Raw genomic sequence first — 19,370 nt, 5'->3', positions numbered from 1 at the left:
GGACAAAACTCCTAGCAGCAGTCGGAGGGGGGATCCGCGTTGACGATCCCGCGCAGCGCCCCCTGTCGCACGCGTTCACTGAGAGATTCCGGGTTTTCCTGCTGATCGGTCAAGGCCTTGAGGACCATGCAGGCGTTGGTGCCGGTCAACAGATGAATGATATAGCCTTCTTCGAGCGCCTGGCGTAGCGCCTGCGCGGCGATATTGAACGGTGTGGCGCCATACAGATCACACAGCATCAGGACGGGTTCATCGATCGGACCGGCATGCACCCAGTCCAGCACCCGGTCTGTCTGTTCTTGCGGCGGCGCATCGGGCACGACGTCGAACACCTGCAGATCGGGCACCCGGCCCAGCACATGCTGGGCGCAGGCGCGAAACGCCGAACCCAGGGGCTGGTGCATCACCAGGGCCAGCCGGGTTTTCATGATGTTTCCACAGCCTGCTGCAGCGCATCGACAAAGCGGCCGGCGACATCAAAGCCGGACTGTTCCGTGATTTCCACAAAACAGGTCGGGCTGGTGACGTTGATTTCGGTGATGTAGTCGCCGATGACGTCCAGGCCGATCAGCAGCAGACCGCGCCCCGCCAGATGATCACCGACCGCCTGGGCCAGTTCCTGGTCACGCGCTGACAGCGGCTGGGCAAGCCCGCGACCGCCGGCGGCCAGGTTGCCGCGGGTTTCCCCTTGCAGCGGAATCCGCGCCAGCGCAAACGGAACGGGTTCCCCGCCGATGATGAGGATGCGCTTGTCCCCCTGCACGATCTCGGGGATGTAGCGCTGCGCCATGATGGTGCGCGACCCCAGATCGGTGAGGGATTCCAGGATGGCCCCCAGATTGGGTTCTTCCGGGCGCAGACGGAAAATACCGCTGCCGCCCATCCCGTCCAGCGGCTTGACGATCACGTCGCTATGCTGTGCATGAAAAGCCCGCAAGCGGCCCATGTCACGACTGACCAAGGTTGGCGCCGTGTAGTGGGCGAATTCCGTAATGGCCAGCTTTTCCGGGTGATTGCGGATGGCCGACCCGGCATTGAAGATCTTGGCGCCCTGCGCCGCCGCATAGTCGAACAGATGCGTGGCGTAGACGTATTCCATATCGAAGGGCGGATCCTTGCGCATCAGGACAGCGTCAAAATCCGCCAGATCACATTCCTGTGCACCGGCGTCCTGAGTCCACCAATCGTGTCCGAGCCAATCGGCATCCGCCCGCAACTGCATGGCGGTCGCGGCCACCCGCACCCGCCCCTGGTCGATGTACAGGTCGCCCATCAAGGCGAAACTGAACAGATGACCACGCGCAGCCAGGCTGCGCATGATGGCGACCGACGAGTCCTTCCAGGCCTTCAGGCCGGGCAGCGGATCGATGACAAACAGGACATGCATGAAAGAACCCATCCAATGACGATCGACCCGCCCGGACAGGCGCTATCGATCAGGAACCGTGATCAGGCGGCATCGCCCTGTTTGCCGGCTTTCCGGCGCGGCGCCAACACCATGACCATCTGCCGGCCTTCCAGTTTGGGCATCGCTTCGACCTGAATCAGGTCGCCCAGATCATCACGCACCCGCTCGAGCACACGCATGCCGAGTTCCTGGTGGGCCATTTCGCGGCCGCGGAAACGCAGCGTGACCTTGGCCTTGTCGCCGTCTTCGATGAAGCGGCGCAGATTGCGCAGTTTCACCTGATAGTCGCCTTCGTCGGTGCCCGGGCGGAACTTGACTTCCTTGACCTGGATGATCTTCTGGCGGGCGCGGGCTTCGGCCTGGCGTTTTTGTTCCTGATACTTGAATTTGCCGTAATCCATCAGTCGGCACACCGGGGGATCAGCCGTCGGCGAGATCTCGACCAGATCGACGTCGTTCTGCTCGGCGAGGACCAAGGCGTCGGCAGTGCGCACGATGCCCAACTGTTCGCCTTCTACGCCCAGCAGGCGGACTTCATGGATACGGATTTCACCGTTGATACGGTGTTTCTTTTCGGTTGCGATGTCTAGGACTCCTGTGAATTGAAAGAATGAAGGCTTCAGGCCTGGCCTGAATCGCCCCCCTGATAACGGGTTTCGATTTCCTGCTGCAGGCGGGCGGAGAAATCAGCGACCGGCATGACGCCCAGATCCAGTTTCCCACGCCCTCGCACGGCCACGGCGCCGGATTCGCGTTCCTTATCGCCTACGACCAGAATATACGGAATTTTCTGCAAACTGTGTTCGCGGATTTTACGGGTGATCTTTTCGCCGCGCAAATCGGACGAAACCCTAAACCCTTGTTTAACAAGAGTTTTAGAGACCTGATCCGCATAGTCTGCTGAACTGTCGGAAATACAGCAGACCACGGCGTGCTGCGGCGCCAGCCAGGCGGGCAAGGCGCCGGCATGATTTTCAATCAGCATGCCGATGAAACGCTCCAGTGATCCCAGGATGGCGCGATGCAGCATGACGGGCGGACGACGTTGATCCTGTGCATCCACGTATTCTGCGCCTAAACGCACCGGCATGGAAAAATCCACCTGAATCGTGCCGCACTGCCAATGGCGGCCAATGGCGTCCTTCAGGGTGTATTCGATCTTGGGACCGTAAAAAGCGCCCTCGCCTTCGGAGACTTCGTAGGTGCAATGCGACAGGTCCAGGCTGTCCATCAAAGCCTTTTCGGCCTTATCCCACACGTCATCGGCGCCGATGCGCTTTTCAGGACGCGTGGCGACCTTGTACAGGATCTCGGTAAAGCCGAAATCGGCATAGACCTTTTGCAGCAAGCGGGTGAAGGCCGCGCATTCTTCCTGCAGCTGGTCTTCGGTGCAGAAGATGTGGCCGTCATCCTGGGTAAAGCCGCGCACCCGCATCATGCCATGCAGAGAGCCAGAGGGCTCGTTGCGGTGGCACTGGCCGAATTCGCCGTAGCGCAGCGGCAATTCGCGATAGGAATGCAAGCCGGCATTGAAGATCTGCACGTGACCGGGGCAATTCATGGGCTTCAGGCCATACACGCGGTTTTCGGATTCCGTCGTGAACATATTTTCCTGGTAGTTGTCCCAGTGACCGGTTTTCTTCCAGAGAGACAAGTCCAGAATCTGCGGAGCTTTGACTTCCTGGTAGCCGTTGTCCTGATATATCCGGCGCATGTATTGTTCGACCTGCTGCCAGAGGGTCCAGCCTTTGGGGTGCCAGAAAATCAGGCCGGGAGCTTCGTCCTGGAAATGAAACAGGTCCAGTTCACGGCCGATGCGGCGATGATCGCGCAGTTCAGCCTGTTCCAGCATGTGCAGGTAGGCATCCTGATCGGCTTGGCGCGCCCAGGCGGTGCCGTAAATGCGCTGCAGCATTTCATTTTTGCTATCACCGCGCCAGTAGGCGCCCGCGACCTTCATCAGTTTGAAGACTTTCAGGCGGCCAGTGGACGGCACGTGCGGCCCGCGGCACAGGTCGATGAAATTGCCCTCGCGATACAGGCTGATTTTTTCGTTGCTGGGAATGGACGCGATGATTTCGGCCTTATAGGCTTCACCGATGCCATGAAAGAATTTGACGGCCTCGTCGCGGTCCCATTCTTCGCGGACGACGGTTTCATCCCGTTTGGCCAATTCGGCCATTTTCTGTTCAATAGCCTGCAGGTCTTCAGGAGTGAAAGGCCGTTTATACGAAAAATCGTAATAAAAGCCGTTGTCGATCACGGGACCGATCGTGACCTGGGCATCGGGAAACAGCGATTTCACGGCGTAAGCCAGCAGATGCGCCGTGGAATGCCGGATCAGATCCAGACCATCGGGGTCCTTGTCGGTAATGATGCTGAGCGCCGCATCCTGATCAATGACATGACTGGCATCCACCAGCCGGGCGGGCTGCCCATCGACGGTGATCTTGCCCCCCAGGGCGGCCTTGCCCAACCCGGTCCCGATAGACCGCGCGACGTCGAGCACGGAAACGGGATGATCGAACTCACGCTGTGAGCCGTCTGGCAAGGTGATGCAAACCATGAATGTGTGTCCTGAAAATACAAAACGCGGCCTGCGCCGCGTCGGTAAAAGTCTAGATTAGCCATGCAGGAGGGATATGCCTACAGTTTAGCAATCGGACCGTCAACAATCAATTTCACCGCGCAGCCTGCCTACGTTTGCGGGCCTGCCGCAAGGCTGATTTCTGATAATTGTTGCAAACAAGACAAAAGCCGCCGTCACCTGATGGATGACGGCGGCTTTTGCGGATTCTGGTAGGCAGTACTGGATTCGAACCAGCGACCTCTACGATGTCAACGTAGCGCTCTAACCAACTGAGCTAACCGCCTGAAGAAAGAACGAGATTTTAGGGGGGATTCAGGACACTGTCAAATGCCGATGAAATACTGCTTTTGACGGTGCTGCGCCTGCCGGATGCCACCGGCCGGTCCGCGCGGACTCACATCAAGGCCAGCAACGATCTTGCCCAGCGCTGGGCCGGCAGCCCGGTGCGGGATTCCAGCAGCGCAGCCCTGTCCAGCAAGGCGCCGGCCGAGCCCTCCAGGGCATGGCCTTTGAAGGCCAGCGCCACCGTATTGCCCTCGTCGATTTCCGGCAGGCAAAGGACACGGCCATTGAATGCGTCGCGGATACGCTGCAGATTGCGCTCGAAGCTGTCATGGTGACCGAACAGATTGACCGCCATGACGCCGGGTTCGTCCAGTATCCGGTAGCAATCCCGGTAAAAAGATGCCTCGTCGCAGACCGGCCCCTGGGCCTGGCTGTCGTACAGATCCACCATCAGGGCGCGATAACGCCCTGCCCGCTGCGGTTCGGCGGCCCAATCACGGGCATCGGCATGATCGAGCACGGACCGCTCGCTGCCCGGCAAGCGAAAGAAGGCCTGGCACATGGCGGTCACACCGGGATTGCGCTCGACGGTTTCCACCTGGGAACGGGTATGGCGCAAGGTGAAACGCAGCAGGGACCCCGCCCCCAAACCCATGACCCCCAGATGATCGCGTCCGCCTGGTTGCACGAACAACAGCCAGGCCATCATCTGCTGCGTGTACGCCAGCACCAGTTCGGACGGTTTGGACACCCGCATGGCGCCCTGCACCCATTCGGAATTGAAGTGCAGATAGCGCACCCCGTCCTGCTCGGACAGGGTGGGCAGATCGGCATCGATGGCAGCCTGTCGCGCTGCCGCAGTATGACGGAGTCGAGCCATGGAAAAAATTACAGTCGTTCGAAAATAGCGGCAATCCCCTGCCCGCCGCCGATGCACATCGTGACCAGGGCATGGCGGCCCTGAACGCGCTCCAGCTCGTGCAAAGCCTTGACCGTGATCAGGGCGCCGGTGGCGCCGATGGGATGACCCAGGCTGATGCCGCTGCCGTTGGGATTGACCTTGGCAGGGTCAAAGCCCAGCTCGCGGGAAACCGCGCAGGCCTGGGCGGCAAAGGCCTCGTTGGCTTCGATCACGTCGATCTGGTCCAAGCTCAGGCCTGCCCGCTGCAAGGCCTGACGAGTGGCCGGCACCGGCCCGATGCCCATGTACTGGGGATCGACGCCAGCATGACCGTAAGATACCAGCCGCGCCATGGGCGTGAGCCCGCGCGCGCGGGCGGCGCCGGCCGTCATCAACAGAACCGCAGCAGCCCCGTCATTCAGGCCGGACGCATTGCCGGCCGTGACCGTACCGTTTTCCTTGGCGAAAACAGGCCTCAATTTATTGAAACTGTCGGGCGTCGCATCAAAACGCACGTGCTCGTCCTGATCAAAGACGACTTCGCCCTTGCGGGTCTTTTGCACCACGGGGACGATCTGGGATTTGAAGTAGCCCTGTTCGATGGCGTGTGCTGCGCGGCGGTGGGATTCCAGCGCCAGCGCATCCTGATCCTCGCGGCTGATGCCGTATTTCTGGGCCACGTTTTCCGCCGTTACCCCCATGTGGTATTTTTCGAACGGGCAGGACAAGGCGCCGGTCATCATGTCCACCAGACGCGAATCCCCCATGCGCGATCCCCAACGCTGACCCGTGGCCACATAGGGGGCGCGGCTCATGCTTTCGGCTCCGGCGCCGATGGCGACCTCCGCGTCGCCCAGCATCAGCACCTGCGCGGCGGATACGATGGCCTGCAGCCCGGACCCGCACAGGCGGTTGACATTGAACGCCGGCGTCGCCTGCGGAATACCCGCATTGATGGTTGCGACCCGCGACAGATACATATCACGCGGCTCGGTATTGATGACGTGGCCGAACACCACATGACCGACATCCGCTGCGTCCACGCCTGCACGGTTCAGCACCTCGCGCACCACCAGCGTGCCCAGCTCGCAAGGAGCCGTATCTTTCAGCCCTCCGCCGAAGTCCCCAACCGCCGTGCGGCACGCTTGTACGATAACGATATCCTGCATGATGATGTCTCCGTGATGGGTGCTGCATCGCAGCATATAAGCCAAAAGGCATAGTAGCGCACTCCGCAGATTCCAGACACACCCGCCCCGCCGGACCGAACGATGGCGCCCAGCAAAACGGCCCATCAAGGATGGGCCGCAGAGGCGAAGCGATGCGGCGACCTGTCCGCGTCAGACCGAGACGGCTAGCGCGTCAGCACCTTGCGCAAGGTCGCGGCCAGTTCTTCGGCGGAGAATTTCGCCACATAGCCATCCGCACCGACGCTGCGCACGTGATCCTCGTTGGCCGAACCCGACAGAGAGGAGTGAATCACCACCGGCAAGACCCGCAGGCGGGTGTCCTGCTTGATGTTGCGGGTCAGGGTAAAGCCGTCCATTTCAGGCATTTCCAGGTCGGTCAGCATCAGACTGACCTTGTCCAGAATGGTTTTGCCCTCGGCCTCGGCGGCGGCTTTCAGGACATTCAGGCGATCCCAGGCCTCGCGCCCTGATTTGACCATTTCATAGGGCAACTGCATGGCCTTCAGTGCTTGCTCCAGCAAGGAGCGCGCCACAAAGGAGTCATCCGCTGCCAGCACGACCGAGCCAGGTCGCAGGGTGATCTTGTCGCCGACGTCTTTGGCATCCACCTGATGGCGGTCCTTTTCCGGCGTGACCATCTGCAGGATGGCTTCGACATCCAGCACCTGAGCCAAACGGGTATTGTCGGCGGAGTCGTCCAGCCGCGCCATGCTGCTGACCAGGCTTTGAGACGTGCCGCTGGATTCTGCGGAAATCACGTCATTCCAATCCAGGCGCACGATATCGTCGACCGATTCCACGGTAAACGCCTGGGTCGTACGACCGAATTCGGTGACCAGCATCAAGGTCGGCGCCGTGGGCAGCTTGCAGCCCACGATGGCGGGCAGATCGAATACCGGGATCACCTGATCACGCAGCTGGACCACGCCCAGAGAGTATTTCGGCGCCCCCGCGACGGCGGTCACGGTCGGCATCGTGACGATCTCACGTACCTTGAGCACGTTAATGCCGTACAGTTCGGACTGGCCGGATTCCGTATTGGCCCCCAGACGAAAGAGCAAAAGTTCGAACCGGTTGGTGCCGGTCAGGCTGGCACGGTCATCCACGATATTCTGACTGGGGCCCATGAGAACCTCTTCCTATCAATAGGCTAAAAAGGGCAGTGTAAAGGAAAGCGACGCAGGGCAATCAGTGCAATACGCCAGTACCCTGCAGCCTATTCCAGTCCAAGCGATCAGACGCTTGCCTGCCCTCCCCCTCTTCCCTTACAGTCCAGACTTCGATCAGAGAGGAAATTCACATGGATACGTCCCGCATCGATGCTCGCGAACTGGCGCCCACCGGGGTCCTGCGTGCAGCCATCAACATCGGCAACCCGATACTCGCGAACCTGAACCCGGCCACCGGACAGGCGCAGGGCGTCTCCATCGATCTGGCGCAGCGCCTGGCCGGCCTGCTGGGGCTGACACTGCAACAAGTCATCTACGACACGGCAGGCAAATCCGTGGAAGGCGTCACGGGCGGCGAGGCGGACTTCGGCTTTTTCGCCATCGATCCGAAACGCGGAGAGCAAATCGCCTTCACCACCCCGTACGTGCTGATCGAGGGCAGCTACCTGGTGCGCCAGGATTCCCCGCTGACGGAGAACGCCCAGGTAGATCACCCAGGCCGCACCGTTGTCGTGGGCAAAGCCAGCGCCTACGACCTGTTCCTGTCACGCGAACTGAAACACGCCACCATCACCCGCGCACCCACCTCGCCTGCGGTGGTGGGCGCCTTCCTGGAAACCGGGGCCGACGTCGCCGCAGGCGTGCGCCAGCAACTGGAGGCCGGCGCCCAGGAATTCGGTGGTCTGCGCCTGCTGGACGGCCATTTCATGCTGATCCGCCAGGCCATGGGCGTGTCGCGCAGCCGCGATGCCCGGCAGGCAGCCTTCCTGACGGACTTCCTAGAGGACGCCAAAGCATCCGGGTTCGTCGCCGAGGCCTTGGCCCGCCACGGCATCCAGGGGGCCGCCGTCGCCCCGGCGGCCTGATGAGCACTCATTCCCAGGCGGACTGAACCTAGAATCCCCTATGTTGGCATTTGCAATATTCGCCGTCACCCTGACGCTGGTGATCTGGCAGCCCCGTGGCCTGGGCATCGGCTGGAGCGCCCTGGCCGGCGCCGGCGTCGCCCTGCTGACGGGCGTCGTGCACTGGACAGACATCGCCACCGTCTGGCATATCGTCTGGGATGCGACGTTCACGTTCGTCGCCCTGATCATCATTTCGCTGATCCTGGACGAGGCGGGGTTTTTTTCCTGGGCGGCGCTGCACGTGGCCCGCTGGGGCAAGGGATGCGGACACCGGCTATTCGCACTGATCGTAGTGCTGGGGGCGGCCATGTCGGCCTTTTTCGCCAACGACGGCGCAGCGCTGCTGCTGACCCCCATCATGATCGCCATCCTGGCACGCCTGAATTTCCCGGCGAAGACCACGCTGGCTTTTATTATCGCTACCGGCTTCGTGGCCGACACCACCAGCCTGCCGCTGATCATTTCCAATCTGGTCAATATCGTCAGCGCGAACTATTTTCAGATCGGATTCGGCCGCTACGCGCTGGTCATGGTCCCGGTCAATCTGGTGTCTCTGGCCGCGACCCTGATCGTCCTATGGCTGGCGTTTCGCCGGCACATCCCCGCACAGTACCCCCTCGCCGGACTGCAGAACCCGGCATCCGCAATCCGCGACGCCGGGGTCTTTCGCGCCGCCTTTCCGCTGCTGGCCGTACTGCTGCTGGCCTACTTCGTGACGGCCCCCTTCGGCGTCCCGGTCTCGCTGGTGACCGGCACCGCCGCCCTGCTGCTGACGGCGATGGCCGGACGTTGGTGGCGGGCGGGTCGCGGCGCCGTCATCCCGGTGACGGAGACACTGCGCCATGCGCCCTGGCAGATCGTGCTGTTTTCCATCGGCATGTATCTGGTGGTCTACGGCCTGGGCAAGGCCGGCTTGACCGAAACCGGCGCCCGGGCGTTGCAATGGCTGGCGCTGCAGGGGGATTTCGTCGCCACGATCGGCGCTGGTTTTCTGTCGGCGCTGATCGCCTCGGTGATGAACAATCTGCCCTCGACGCTGCTGGGCGCTCTGGCCATCGAGCAGGCCCACGTCCCCGCAGTCACCCAGGAACTGATGGTCTACGCCAATGTGATCGGCAACGATCTGGGACCGAAATTCACCCCCATCGGCAGCCTGGCCACCCTGCTGTGGCTGCACGTGCTGGCCCAGAAGGGCTATCGGATCAGTTGGGGGCAATACATGAAAATCGGACTGCTGATCACCCCGCCGGTCCTGCTGGCAACGCTGCTGGCGCTGGTGGCCTGGCGACAGGCGCTGTCCGCCCTGGGGTGATGCGTGTGACTGCGCTCTAGTCCGTCAAGACGCGCCAATCCCCCTGCCCTCGGGTCTGATCGACGTACAGCGTTTCAAGCTCAGCCGCGTCGGCCAGCGCCATCACCAGATCCCAGACGACGCCATGGGCGTCGAACCGCGCCTCTTCGATGCGTGCGCCAGCCGCCAACAATCGGGCCTGGATACGATCCATATCGGGATAAAGGCAGCTGCAGCGCACACGGCACTCTTCGCGCAACTCTGTTTTTTCTGCCAAGCGCAGACATTCGGCGGCTGTGCCGCCATAGGCTCGCGCCAGCCCGCCGGTACCCAGCTTGACGCCACCGAACCAGCGGATGAGCAGCACCGCAACACGGTCACAATCCTGAGACTGAATGGCCTGCAGGATGGGACGCCCGGCCGTGCCGCCGGGTTCGCCATCATCGCTGAAGCGGTATTGATCCCCGACCTGCCAGGCCCAGCAATTATGCGTGGCCTGGGGATCCCGCTGCGCCTCTAGAAAGGCCTGGGCCGACTGCGGAGAATCAATGGGTGCAGCCAGCGCCAGAAACCGGCTTTTACGGATGTCGACCTCGTGACGGGCCGGGCCGGTCAACGTGTAGGACATCGGCGCCCGATGAATCAGACCTCGATGCCCTGCGAGGCCAGGTATTCCTCGTAGGTGCCGGGGTAGTCGTTCAGGCGCCCGTCGGGCAGGATCTCGATCACGCGGGTCGCGACACCGGACACGAACTGCCGGTCATGCGACACGAATACCAGCGTGCCCGGATACTGTTCCAGGGCGTACTGCAGCGATTCGATGGACTCCATATCCAGGTGATTGGTCGGCTCGTCCATCAGCATGACGTTGTGCCGTCCCAGCATCAGGCGGCCGAAGCTCATGCGGTTCTTTTCACCCCCGGACAGTACCCGGACAGCCTTGGTGATCTCGTCGCCCGAAAACAGCAGGCGGCCCAGCACGGAACGAATGGACTGATCCTCGTCGCCAGCCTGGCGGTAATCGGTCATCCAGTCGAACAGATCTCGGTCGGAATCGAACTGATCGGAGACGTCTTGCGCCATATAGCCGATATCCGCATTTTCCGACCAGCGCGCATGGCCCTCGTCCGGCGCCAGATTGCCCGCCAACAGGCGCAGCAGCGTGGTTTTCCCCACCCCGTTGGCGCCGATGATGGCGACCTTCTGACCCGCCTCGATCATGGTGTTCAGGCCCTTGATGATGGGCCGGTCATAGGATTTGGATAATTCTTCGATGTGCGCCGCCTGGCGGTGCAGGACCTTGTTGACCTCGAAGCGGATATAGGGGTTCTGACGCGACGAAGGTTTGACCTGCACGGTATCGGCCTTGATGCGGTCGATCTGCTTCAGGCGGGACGTGGCCTGGCGGGACTTGGACTTGTTGGCGGCGAAGCGGCGCACGAAATCCTGCAGTTCCGTGACGCGTTCTTTAGCGCGGGCGTTGGCGGCTACCTGGCGTTCACGCGCCTGGGTGGAGGCCAGCATGTAGTCGTCGTAATTGCCGGGATAAACGCGCAATTCGCCATAATCCAGGTCCGCCATATGGGTGCAGACCTGATTCAGAAAGTGACGGTCGTGGCTGATGATGATCATGGTGCTGTCGTAACCGTTCAGCACGTTTTCCAGCCACCGGATGGTATTGATGTCCAGGTTGTTGGTGGGCTCGTCCAGCAGCAGGACATCCGGATTCGAAAACAGGGCCTGCGCCAGCAAGACGCGCAGTTTCCAGCCCGGCGCGATCTCGCTCATGGCCAGCTGGTGTTGTTCGACGGGGATTTCCAGGCCCAGCAGCAGTTCCCCGGCGCGCGCTTCAGCGGTATAGCCGTCGTATTCGGCGAATTTTCCTTCCAGTTCGGCGGCGCGCATGTAATCGTCTTCGGACGCTTCCAGATTGGCGTAGATGGCATCGCGCTCTGTCATGGCCTGCCACATTTCCGCGTGCCCCATCATGACGACATCCAGCACCCGCAGCGTTTCAAAAGCGAACTGGTCCTGGCGCAGCTTGCCCAGACGCACGCCCGGATCCAGGGCCACATTGCCGGAGGACGACTCCAGATCGCCGCCGATGATCTTCATCAGGGTGGACTTGCCCGAACCGTTGGCGCCGATCAGGCCATAGCGGTTGCCGTCGCCGAACTTGACGCTGACGTTCTCGAACAGGGGCTTGCTGCCGAACTGGATGGTGAGGTTATTGGTGGATATCACGGTGGCTGGATTGGAAAATTGAAGTCAAAATAACCTGCTATTCTAACAGTGGAGCGACAGGCCGGGGCTCGCCCGCAAAGACCATCGACTGGCACTGCAGATGCACCATCTCCAGGCCGTCCATCCGGAAAAAACCGGCTTCCCAGGGATTCTTGAGCACAAAAGCCGTCCGAACCTGCTCGTACAAGGGCAGAGACGGAGGCACCCGATGGGCTTGCGCTTCCAAAATGGTGTAATTCCAATCGATCGCCTGCTCGAACGTAAATTTGGCGCGCTCATCAATAATAAAAAAGCAATGCGGATCTCGTTCCAGCTGCATCTGCTTGAACGTACCCGGCACGGAAACCAGAAATACATCGTCGGCTTCGGTATTCAAGAAAGCCAGCACGGTCGTATGGGGCTGATCGACAGCCAGCGTGGTCAGAATACCGACTTTGTTGTGATGCTCTTTTTCCTGAATCGGACCCAGCCGCTGCAAAGGCGTGACGGGCAAACGGGATGCAGTCCGTTCATCGGCCGGAAAATCGTAGCCTGGCTCCCGGAACTGCTCGACGACCCGCAAGCCATGAATCAGCATGTATTCAACCGGCTGCAGCGTCACCCAGCTTTCATCCACCCCCAGCACGCGGCCCTTATAGGACGTGCGATACACGCGCAGTTCGGCGTCCAGTTCGTCTACGCCGGTGCGATTGTCCAGATGCAAGGTCACCAGCGACCCGACCGCCAGCGCGTGGCCTTTGGGAATGAACACGCGCAGCTCATTATTCGCACGGGGATAGACCACGCCGACGTGGTGCACGATGCCCTGGTGCTGGTAGGACGCCAACACGCCCAGCAGCTGCTCACCCAGATAGTCCTTCAATGCCATTGGAGTCTCCCCTCGCGCTCGTTTATGTCACGATTCTACAAGCCCCGCCGTGAACTGCACCAACGACAGGGGCCTTGAAACGTTTCGAGTCCATCCTGCATCTATTGGACGAGGATGCGGCGCCAGGCGCCGCACCGCCCCGCGAATGTTTATCCAGGAGACTCATCAAATGCTGACTACCGCCCTATTGATTTTCGCCATTGCCGCCATTGGCGGCCTGGTGCTTGCAGCCCATGTGCTGCGCAACAAATTCGCTCCCTGGGCGCTATCGGCGCTGCATGCCCTGCTGGGCGCCATCGGCCTGATCCTGCTGATCGTCATCCTGGTGCAAGGCAATGCCGCTCAGCAGATCCTCGTGGGCTTCATCATTTTGCTGATCGCAGCCCTGGGCGGATTCTTTCTGGCGTCCTTCCATCTGCGTAAACGCCTGCCGCCGAAAGCCGTCGTCGTCCTGCATGCCGGGCTGGCCATCATCGGCTTTCTGACCTTGCTCAGTCTGGTTCTGTGACATCATGCGCCACCCTCTGCACCCCGCTCTGGTCCACTTCCCCATCGCCTGTTGGTCGCTGGCCGTCGTCAGCGACTTTGCCAGCCCGTGGGTGGGCGAGGCCGCCTGGCGCTGGTCGGCCATCCTGCTGGCCATCGGCTGCACCATGGCGCTGGCCGCCATGATGGCTGGCCTGATGGAACTATCCCGCATACCGGATGGTCCTGCACTGCGCGACACCTATTGGCATATGGGGATCATGCTGACTGCCTTCATCCTGTTCACCGCCCGCCTGCTGACAGGGCTGGATCAGTTGCAAGCCCTGGCGCCCGGGTGGCTGGCGCTGCTGCTGGACGCCACCGGGTTCATTGCCTTGGCCATCGGCGGGTGGCTAGGCGGCCGGCTGGTATACGGTCACGGCATCGGACGCTGAGGCGTGCCCTGGCGATGATCAGTGCTCGTGTTCTTGCAGCACCAGATGCGCCATGCCGTCTTCGGTAGCGATGCCGACGCGCGCGCCGACCGGCAAGGTGGCTTTGACCTTCACATGCCCGTACGGCAGACCGGTGACGACCGGGACCTTGACCGTCTGGCGCAGCCACGTCACCACGGATGCCAGGTCGTAGCCATTGTCGTGCGGCGCCAGGCGATAGTCGGTGAAATGCCCCAGCACAATGGCATGCTGCTTGGCCAGTACGCCAGCATGCCATAGCTGGGTCAGCATGCGTTCGATGCGAAAGGGATGTTCGGCAATATCTTCCAGAAACAGGATGCCGCCCGGAACGTCGGGCAGATAAGGCGTGCCGACCAGGGACGCCACCATCGCCAGATTGCCGCCCCACAACACACCCCGGGCATCGACCGGGTCTGAGCCAGGGGATTCGAAGCTGAGGATTTCCAGTTCGCCGGACAAGGTTTCCTGGAACAGGGCCTGCGTGAGGTCATCGACCTTTTTAGCGCCGAAGTCATATAGCGCAGTGGGTCCTGCCAGGCTGACCGCGCCGGTCTGCGCCAACAGCGCCAGGTTGAATGCAGTGAAATCGCTCTGACCGATAAAGGTCTTGCCGCTGTCGGCCACCGCCTGCCAATCGATAAAGGGCAGCAGACGGTTCAAGCCGTATCCGCCGCGCGTCGCCATGACCACGGGATGCTTCTGCTTCAAAGCGCGCTGGATGCCGGCCAGACGCTGCTTGTCGGTGCCGGCGAACCGCTCATGCACGGCGCAGGCGGTACGATCGACCGTGACCCGATAGCCCATGGCTTTCAAGCGCTGAACCGACAGGTCCAGCACGGCAGGGTCCGGCACGGCGCCGGACGGAGAAATCAGATAGATGCCGGATGGCGCTTCATGATGATGCTGATGCGCATGGGCCTCGCCGTCTGGGCAGGCCCAATGGGTATGTGCGGTGTGATCAGCGGATGTGGAAGCGTTTTTGTGCATGAGAGATGAATCCTGATGATCGGAATCGGATACCGGACCGTCGCCCTGGCGTGCGTGTCGGGCAGCCAGCCGCCGGGCGCGGAAAAAAGTGCGCAGCAGTTCGCCGCAGGGATCGGCGCACACGCCGCCGCGCACGGCAGCATGATGGTTCAGGCGCGGCTGCAGGGTCAGGTCCACTACACCGCCGCACGCACCTGTCTTGGGATCCGGAGCGCCGTAGACGATTTCCGCCAACCGCGCATGAAACATGGCGCCCAGACACATGGCGCAAGGTTCCAGCGTCACAAAAAGACGCGCACCGGACAAACGGTAATTATCCAGGCGACGGGCGGCGGCCCGCAAGGCGACAATCTCGGCATGCGCCGTCGGGTCGCGGTCCAGAATCGTGCGGTTGTGTCCCGTTGCCAGCAGGCGACCGGCGGCATCCAACACCACGGCGCCGACCGGAACCTCGCCCAGACCGGCGGCCAGACGCGCCTGCCCCAGGGCCAGCGACATGGCGGCGACCTCATCCAGCACAGGACCATCCCCGCCCGCCTGGGCGGTTTCTGCGGACAAAACATTCAGCCCGGGGGGACAAGCAGCGTGTTTACCCACGATAGGTACGCGCCTTGAGGACGATCTTGGACGCCAGGCTTTCGACGGCGGCTTCCAGCCATTGATACAGTTCTGCGTCTTCACCGAAACGCGCCTGGTTCAGATTGGAGACCCGCCCGTCTTCGATAAACCCCCAGGCACGGCTGCGCTTTTCCTTGTGGCGCGGGTCCCAGACGCCGAACGCCACCCCGCCCGAACGGCGAATCAGGGAAAAACACGGAATATCCGTATAGCCGTCGCCCACGAAGATCATCTGATCGAAAGGCACGCGCAACTTGTCCGCGTCGACCTTGCGATTGACTTCAAAGGGTTTGTTGCGTGATTCCGGCCCGATCATGCCCTTTTGAATGTGGAACAGATAGCGGGTCTTGTCCGTGAAGCTGACGATACGGCGCGGAAAATCGATGGCGCCGTCCGCGTCATAATGAAATTCCGACGCCCAGATATCCGTGAACTGCTCGGCGATCCGCGTACTGCGCAGCACATCGCCGATGCCGCTGGAAATCAGATAGCATTCCAGCTGCACCGTAGGGTGCGCCTGATGCAGCCGGGTGCGCAAGCGATCGAACAGTGTTTCCACGCCTTCGTGCAGCGGCAGGCGACGGCCCCAATCCTGCAGGCGTTCTCGGGTGATGCGACCGTGCGGGCCGGTACGCGAGAGCGCCAGCATGCGGTACAGATAGGCGGGCACCGGGTCCCAATCCTGCTGGCTGAGCAAAGGCCCCACCTGGTCTTTCCAGAAGGCGGCGACGTCCACCCCCATTTCCTGCAGAAAACCCGACGTACTGTCCGGCGCCAGCGTATCGTCAAAATCAAAAACCAGCGCAATCACATCAGCCATAAATCATTCCATCCGATAGTCGGTCAGCCGCGCCAGCGATGCCAGAGCAGCCGGCAAGGCGCCAGGCAGGTCCTCGGCCAGCAGGCCCCAGCCCAGTTGATCGGCGGCCAGGCCATGCAGCCAGACGGCGGCACAGGCAGCCTCGAAGGTCGGCATGCCGGCGGCCAGCAAACCCGCGACGCAACCTGCCAGCACGTCTCCCGCCCCAGCTGTCGCCAAAGTGGGCGGTGCATTATCGTTGATCGCGCAACGCCCATCCGCCGCCGCAATCACCGTATCGGCGCCCTTGATCACCACAACAGCGCCGCTGCGCTGCGCGGCCGAGTGCGCCCGCTGTAGTTTATCGCCGGACAGCGAAAACAGGCGGGCAAACTCGCCCTCGTGCGGCGTCAGGACGCATCGGGAATGCAGGGCCTCGAACAACGCACCAGGCTGATCGGCAAAGATGCTGAGTGCATCGGCATCCAGAACACAGGGCCGCCTGGTTGCCAACAGATCCAGCACCTGTCGTCTGGCAGCTGCCGACCGCCCTAATCCCGGACCGATCAGCAAGGTGTTGCGCCGGGAATCTGCCAATGCCTGGTCCAACCCGCCATCCTGTGGCAGCGCCTCGACGATGACGGACGTCAGGACCGACGCTTGAACCGCCCACGCTACCGGCGGCACAGCCAGCGTCACCAGGCCGGCGCCGATGCGGGCGGCTGCCAGGCAGGCCAGGCGGCTGGCGCCCAGCATGACCGCGCCACCGATGATCAGCACATGGCCGCGCCGGTATTTGTGATCGCCTGCCTGCGGCCAGGGGAAATGCACCGACCACAGATCGGGATCGTTGGCCCAGACCTGGGGTGAGATCGGCCCCAGCACCTCTGACGGGATGCCGATATCGGCGCAGCGCAGTTCGCCGCACAGCACCCGGCCCGGCAACAGCAGATGACCGGGCTTGCGGCGAAAGAAAGTCACGGTCAGGTCCGCCCGTATCACCGCCCCCGGATGCTGGCCGGTAGCGCCATCCAGCCCCGTGGGAACATCGATCGCGCACACCGGCGCATCCGAGGCATTGACCGCCTGGATCAAGGCATCCGCTGCGGCGTCGGGCACGCGGTTGAACCCGGCGCCAAACAGGGCATCGACAATCAACCCGACCCCCGCCACGGCGGCGGGACCGGCGGGTTCGACCGCGCCCGTCCACCCCTGGGCAGCCCAGGCCGCATCCCCGCGCAAGGCGGCGCGATTCCCCAGCAAGGCGAGGCGCACCGGCCAGCCAGCCGCCCGCAACAGCCGGGCGACGACGAAACCATCGCCGCCGTTATTGCCAGGACCGCACAGCACGAGCACAGGGACCGGTTTCCAGCGATCCTGGATCGCCTGCGCAACAGCGGCGCCGGCCGATTCCATCAGCTGCGTCCCCGGCACACCGGCGGCTGCGGCAGCCTGATCCGCGGCCATCATCTGGGCGGGACTGAGCAGGACGCAATCGTCGGCGAACCGCATCTTCATACCGCTTTGGCCGCCCGTTGGCGCAGCTCGAATTTCTGGATCTTGCCGGTCGAGGTCTTGGGCAGTTCGCCGAAAATGATCAGGCGCGGCACCTTATAGCCGGCCAGATGCGCTTTGCAATGCGCCACGATGTCTTCGGCGCTGACCTGCGCATCGGCCTTGAGTTCGACGAAGGCGCAAGGGGTCTCGCCCCAGCGATCATCCGGCCGCGCCACCACGGCGGCAGCCAGGACCGCCGGATGGCGATACAACACGTCCTCGACTTCGATCGAGGAAATGTTTTCGCCGCCGGAAATGATGATGTCCTTGGACCGGTCCTTGATCTTGATGTAGCCGTCCGGGTCCATGACGGCCAGATCGCCGCTGTGAAACCAGCCGCCGGCAAAGGCTTCCCGGGTAGCCTGCGGATTCTTCAGGTAACCCTTCATGCAGATATTGCCCTGGAACATGATTTCGCCCATGGTCTGCCCATCGGCCGGGACCGGCTGCAGCGTCGCCGGGTCCAGCACCATGGCGGCTTTTTCCAGGTGATAGCGCACCCCTTGGCGGGCATTGAGACGCGCCCGTTCGCCGATATCCAGCCCGTCCCAATCGGCCCGTTTGGCGCAGACGGTCGCTGGCCCGTAGACCTCGGTCAGACCATAGACATGCGTCAGGTCAATGCCCAGGGCCTCCATGCCTTCGATCATTGCAGCCGGGGGCGCCGCCCCTGCCACCATGGCGCTGATGCCGGCGGGAATCCGATCTCGCAGCGCAGGCGGCGCGTTGACCAGCATGCTCTGCACAATGGGCGCGCCGCAATAATGCGTGACGCCGTGCTCGACCATGCGATCGACCATGGCGGCGGCTTCCACCCGCCGCAGACAGACATTGACCCCCGCACGGGCGGCCACCGTCCAGGGGAAACACCAACCGTTGCAGTGGAACATGGGCAAGGTCCATAGGTAGACGGCATGCTTGGGCATGTCCCATTCCAGAATGTTCGAGATGGCATTGAGGGCGGCGCCCCGATGATGGTAGACGACGCCCTTGGGATTGCCGGTCGTGCCGCTGGTGTAGTTCAGGGCGATCGCATCCCATTCGGATGCCGGCATCGACCAGGCAAACGCCGGATCCCCTTGGGCCAGCAGGGCCTCGTAATCCAGGGACCCGATGGCTTCGCCCGGACCGCCGTACTGCGGATCATCGGCATCGATGACCAGGATGGGATCGGTGCGCGCACGCAGCGCCAGCGCCTGGCTCATGACGCGGGAAAATTCCCGGTCGACGATAACGGCGCGAGCCTCGGCGTGATCCAGCATGAAGGCCAGCGTCTGGGCATCCAGCCGGGTATTGAGCGCATTCAGGACTGCGCCGCACATGGGAATGCCGAAATGGGCTTCGACCATCGCTGGCACATTGGGCAACATGACGGCCACGGTCTGCCCGTGACCAATGCCCTTGCCTGCCAAGGCGCTGGCCAGACGCCGGCTGCGTTGATACACGTCAGCCCAGCTGCGGCGAATGGCGTTTGCGCCCAGGCCATGCACCACGGCCAGACGCTGCGGATAGACGCCGGCAGCGCGTTCCAGGTACAGCAGCGGCGTCAAAGCCGCGAAATTGGCAGCACTCTGGGGTAAATCCTGATCGTATATCGAAGCCATGGGAGTCTCC

18 protein-coding genes, 1 tRNA gene and 1 pseudogene are annotated in these 19,370 nt (G+C 62.3%); 4 read left to right on the top strand and 16 right to left on the bottom strand.

Annotated features, from left to right (window positions below):
- Positions 1 to 11: 11 nt before the first annotated feature.
- The 8 genes from VDP79_RS06190 to VDP79_RS06155 form a co-directional block, all read right to left on the bottom strand.
- A complete protein-coding gene (locus VDP79_RS06190) occupies positions 12 to 428 on the bottom strand; it encodes a PTS sugar transporter subunit IIA (RefSeq protein WP_323017341.1) in 417 nt (138 codons plus the stop codon).
- The gene (gene gshB / locus VDP79_RS06185) at positions 425 to 1,387 is read right to left on the bottom strand and encodes a glutathione synthase (RefSeq protein ID WP_323017340.1); all 963 of its coding nucleotides are present in this window, start codon (positions 1,385 to 1,387) and stop codon (positions 425 to 427) included. Before gshB ends, VDP79_RS06190 begins: the two co-directional genes overlap by 4 nt.
- A gap of 62 nt (positions 1,388 to 1,449) precedes the next feature.
- Complete coding sequence (gene infC / locus VDP79_RS06180) at positions 1,450 to 2,031, bottom strand: translation initiation factor IF-3 (RefSeq protein WP_323017589.1); 582 nt, start codon at positions 2,029 to 2,031, stop codon at positions 1,450 to 1,452.
- Positions 2,028 to 3,974, bottom strand: a complete 1,947-nt coding sequence (gene thrS / locus VDP79_RS06175) for a threonine--tRNA ligase (RefSeq protein ID WP_323017339.1) — start codon at positions 3,972 to 3,974, stop codon at positions 2,028 to 2,030. The genes infC and thrS overlap by 4 nt, the downstream gene beginning before the upstream one ends.
- A gap of 231 nt (positions 3,975 to 4,205) precedes the next feature.
- Positions 4,206 to 4,282: transfer RNA gene (locus VDP79_RS06170), tRNA-Val, on the bottom strand.
- A 110-nt stretch (positions 4,283 to 4,392) separates the two neighbouring features.
- On the bottom strand, positions 4,393 to 5,163 hold the full coding sequence (locus tag VDP79_RS06165) for a spermidine synthase (protein WP_323017338.1): 771 nt from the start codon (positions 5,161 to 5,163) through the stop codon (positions 4,393 to 4,395).
- A gap of 8 nt (positions 5,164 to 5,171) precedes the next feature.
- A complete protein-coding gene (bktB, locus tag VDP79_RS06160) occupies positions 5,172 to 6,353 on the bottom strand; it encodes a beta-ketothiolase BktB (RefSeq protein WP_323017337.1) in 1,182 nt (393 codons plus the stop codon).
- Between the two features lie 185 nt (positions 6,354 to 6,538).
- Positions 6,539 to 7,501: a chemotaxis protein gene (locus VDP79_RS06155; RefSeq protein ID WP_323017336.1), complete on the bottom strand. Its 963-nt coding sequence runs from the start codon at positions 7,499 to 7,501 to the stop codon at positions 6,539 to 6,541.
- Between the two features lie 173 nt (positions 7,502 to 7,674).
- On the opposite strand from VDP79_RS06155, the gene VDP79_RS06150 reads away from it, so the two are divergent.
- Positions 7,675 to 8,409 carry an ABC transporter substrate-binding protein gene (locus VDP79_RS06150; protein ID WP_323017335.1) on the top strand — a complete coding sequence of 245 codons (735 nt, stop codon included), beginning with the start codon at positions 7,675 to 7,677 and terminating at the stop codon, positions 8,407 to 8,409.
- A gap of 40 nt (positions 8,410 to 8,449) precedes the next feature.
- Positions 8,450 to 9,763, top strand: a complete 1,314-nt coding sequence (locus VDP79_RS06145) for an arsenic transporter (protein WP_323017334.1) — start codon at positions 8,450 to 8,452, stop codon at positions 9,761 to 9,763.
- Between the two features lie 16 nt (positions 9,764 to 9,779).
- Here VDP79_RS06145 and VDP79_RS06140 read toward each other — a convergent pair whose 3' ends face one another.
- Genes VDP79_RS06140 through VDP79_RS06130 form a run of 3 tightly spaced genes read right to left on the bottom strand, consistent with a single transcriptional unit; the run spans position 9,780 to position 12,854 of the window.
- Positions 9,780 to 10,370 carry a YigZ family protein gene (locus tag VDP79_RS06140; protein WP_323017333.1) on the bottom strand — a complete coding sequence of 197 codons (591 nt, stop codon included), beginning with the start codon at positions 10,368 to 10,370 and terminating at the stop codon, positions 9,780 to 9,782.
- A gap of 14 nt (positions 10,371 to 10,384) precedes the next feature.
- A complete protein-coding gene (locus VDP79_RS06135) occupies positions 10,385 to 11,986 on the bottom strand; it encodes an ABC-F family ATPase (RefSeq protein ID WP_323017332.1) in 1,602 nt (533 codons plus the stop codon).
- A gap of 37 nt (positions 11,987 to 12,023) precedes the next feature.
- On the bottom strand, positions 12,024 to 12,854 hold the full coding sequence (locus tag VDP79_RS06130) for a hypothetical protein (protein WP_323017331.1): 831 nt from the start codon (positions 12,852 to 12,854) through the stop codon (positions 12,024 to 12,026).
- Positions 12,855 to 13,023: 169 nt separating this feature from the next.
- On the opposite strand from VDP79_RS06130, the gene VDP79_RS06125 reads away from it, so the two are divergent.
- A complete protein-coding gene (locus VDP79_RS06125) occupies positions 13,024 to 13,362 on the top strand; it encodes a hypothetical protein (RefSeq protein WP_323017330.1) in 339 nt (112 codons plus the stop codon).
- Between the two features lie 4 nt (positions 13,363 to 13,366).
- Complete coding sequence (locus tag VDP79_RS06120; protein WP_323017329.1) at positions 13,367 to 13,774, top strand: DUF2231 domain-containing protein; 408 nt, start codon at positions 13,367 to 13,369, stop codon at positions 13,772 to 13,774.
- An 18-nt stretch (positions 13,775 to 13,792) separates the two neighbouring features.
- Here VDP79_RS06120 and VDP79_RS06115 read toward each other — a convergent pair whose 3' ends face one another.
- The 5 genes and pseudogenes from VDP79_RS06115 to VDP79_RS06095 form a co-directional block, all read right to left on the bottom strand.
- On the bottom strand, positions 13,793 to 14,782 hold the full coding sequence (locus VDP79_RS06115) for an LD-carboxypeptidase (protein WP_416233062.1): 990 nt from the start codon (positions 14,780 to 14,782) through the stop codon (positions 13,793 to 13,795).
- Positions 14,783 to 14,842: 60 nt separating this feature from the next.
- Positions 14,843 to 15,280: pseudogene (gene tadA / locus VDP79_RS06110) on the bottom strand (tRNA adenosine(34) deaminase TadA); the annotation flags it as partial.
- Between the two features lie 91 nt (positions 15,281 to 15,371).
- Entirely contained in the window at positions 15,372 to 16,220 is an 849-nt protein-coding gene (locus tag VDP79_RS06105) for an HAD family hydrolase (RefSeq protein WP_323017328.1), read from the bottom strand.
- A gap of 3 nt (positions 16,221 to 16,223) precedes the next feature.
- Positions 16,224 to 17,717 carry an NAD(P)H-hydrate dehydratase gene (locus VDP79_RS06100; RefSeq protein WP_323017327.1) on the bottom strand — a complete coding sequence of 498 codons (1,494 nt, stop codon included), beginning with the start codon at positions 17,715 to 17,717 and terminating at the stop codon, positions 16,224 to 16,226.
- Entirely contained in the window at positions 17,714 to 19,360 is a 1,647-nt protein-coding gene (locus tag VDP79_RS06095) for an acyl-CoA synthetase (protein WP_323017326.1), read from the bottom strand. The genes VDP79_RS06100 and VDP79_RS06095 overlap by 4 nt, the downstream gene beginning before the upstream one ends.
- Between the last annotated feature and the right edge of the window lie 10 nt (positions 19,361 to 19,370).

The organism is Castellaniella sp., assembly GCF_034675905.1.
In the GTDB taxonomy this organism is placed as follows: Bacteria; Pseudomonadota; Gammaproteobacteria; order Burkholderiales; family Burkholderiaceae_B; genus Castellaniella.
Note: the sequence above shows the minus strand (reverse complement) of the source record. Positions and strands in the feature narration are given on the sequence as shown.

What these genes read in the sequence shown, in the direction of transcription:
- VDP79_RS06115 (WP_416233062.1), bottom strand. Translation starts at nt 14,782, where the DNA reads ATGCACAAAAACGCTTCCACATCCGCTGATCACACCGCACATACCCAT.
- gshB (WP_323017340.1), bottom strand. Translation starts at nt 1,387, where the DNA reads ATGCATGTCCTGTTTGTCATCGATCCGCTGCCCGGCCTGAAGGCCTGG.
- VDP79_RS06190 (WP_323017341.1), bottom strand. Translation starts at nt 428, where the DNA reads ATGAAAACCCGGCTGGCCCTGGTGATGCACCAGCCCCTGGGTTCGGCG.
- bktB (WP_323017337.1), bottom strand. Translation starts at nt 6,353, where the DNA reads ATGCAGGATATCGTTATCGTACAAGCGTGCCGCACGGCGGTTGGGGAC.
- VDP79_RS06165 (WP_323017338.1), bottom strand. Translation starts at nt 5,163, where the DNA reads ATGGCTCGACTCCGTCATACTGCGGCAGCGCGACAGGCTGCCATCGAT.
- VDP79_RS06120 (WP_323017329.1), top strand. Translation starts at nt 13,367, where the DNA reads ATGCGCCACCCTCTGCACCCCGCTCTGGTCCACTTCCCCATCGCCTGT.
- VDP79_RS06130 (WP_323017331.1), bottom strand. Translation starts at nt 12,854, where the DNA reads ATGGCATTGAAGGACTATCTGGGTGAGCAGCTGCTGGGCGTGTTGGCG.
- VDP79_RS06095 (WP_323017326.1), bottom strand. Translation starts at nt 19,360, where the DNA reads ATGGCTTCGATATACGATCAGGATTTACCCCAGAGTGCTGCCAATTTC.
- VDP79_RS06150 (WP_323017335.1), top strand. Translation starts at nt 7,675, where the DNA reads ATGGATACGTCCCGCATCGATGCTCGCGAACTGGCGCCCACCGGGGTC.
- VDP79_RS06145 (WP_323017334.1), top strand. Translation starts at nt 8,450, where the DNA reads ATGTTGGCATTTGCAATATTCGCCGTCACCCTGACGCTGGTGATCTGG.
- VDP79_RS06105 (WP_323017328.1), bottom strand. Translation starts at nt 16,220, where the DNA reads ATGGCTGATGTGATTGCGCTGGTTTTTGATTTTGACGATACGCTGGCG.
- VDP79_RS06155 (WP_323017336.1), bottom strand. Translation starts at nt 7,501, where the DNA reads ATGGGCCCCAGTCAGAATATCGTGGATGACCGTGCCAGCCTGACCGGC.
- VDP79_RS06125 (WP_323017330.1), top strand. Translation starts at nt 13,024, where the DNA reads ATGCTGACTACCGCCCTATTGATTTTCGCCATTGCCGCCATTGGCGGC.
- thrS (WP_323017339.1), bottom strand. Translation starts at nt 3,974, where the DNA reads ATGGTTTGCATCACCTTGCCAGACGGCTCACAGCGTGAGTTCGATCAT.
- VDP79_RS06140 (WP_323017333.1), bottom strand. Translation starts at nt 10,370, where the DNA reads ATGTCCTACACGTTGACCGGCCCGGCCCGTCACGAGGTCGACATCCGT.
- VDP79_RS06100 (WP_323017327.1), bottom strand. Translation starts at nt 17,717, where the DNA reads ATGAAGATGCGGTTCGCCGACGATTGCGTCCTGCTCAGTCCCGCCCAG.